Origin of the sequence: Bradyrhizobium sp. sGM-13 (genome assembly GCF_018398875.1) — a bacterium.
Lineage (GTDB): Bacteria > Pseudomonadota > Alphaproteobacteria > Rhizobiales > Xanthobacteraceae > Bradyrhizobium.
This window is the reverse complement of the sequence record NZ_JAGWDK010000336.1, coordinates 1-262: the sequence shown is the minus strand read 5'-3', so window position 1 is coordinate 262 and position 262 is coordinate 1. Positions and strand designations below refer to the sequence as shown.

The 262-nt window shown below is 58.8% G+C and carries 1 protein-coding gene; it reads right to left on the bottom strand.

Annotated elements, in window-relative coordinates:
- Positions 1-73 precede the first annotated feature (73 nt).
- Positions 74-250 carry a type II secretion system protein GspG gene (locus tag KJQ96_RS42585; protein WP_375293277.1) on the bottom strand — a complete coding sequence of 59 codons (177 nt, stop codon included), beginning with the start codon at positions 248-250 and terminating at the stop codon, positions 74-76.
- Positions 251-262: the final 12 nt, after the last annotated feature.

Genomic DNA, 262 nt, shown 5'->3' with positions numbered 1-262 from the left:
ACCGAGCTGGATGAGCTCTCGATGAGAGCATGAAAAAGCTCTCTTGAGTGACCGCTGCTATTGCTACCCGCGACTAGCTTCCGGCACTGCGGATGTACGATGACTGGGCTGCCGACGCTGAGTTGGCCTTGCCGGTCGGACCGAGGGAATAGACCTCGTACTCACCGCTCGAAGCGGGATAGGCGTACTGGTACTGACGTCCCAGGGGTCCAGCAGGTTCTTGGCCTTCTAGAGATAGGGACTGTTGCACCGTAGCGCCTCT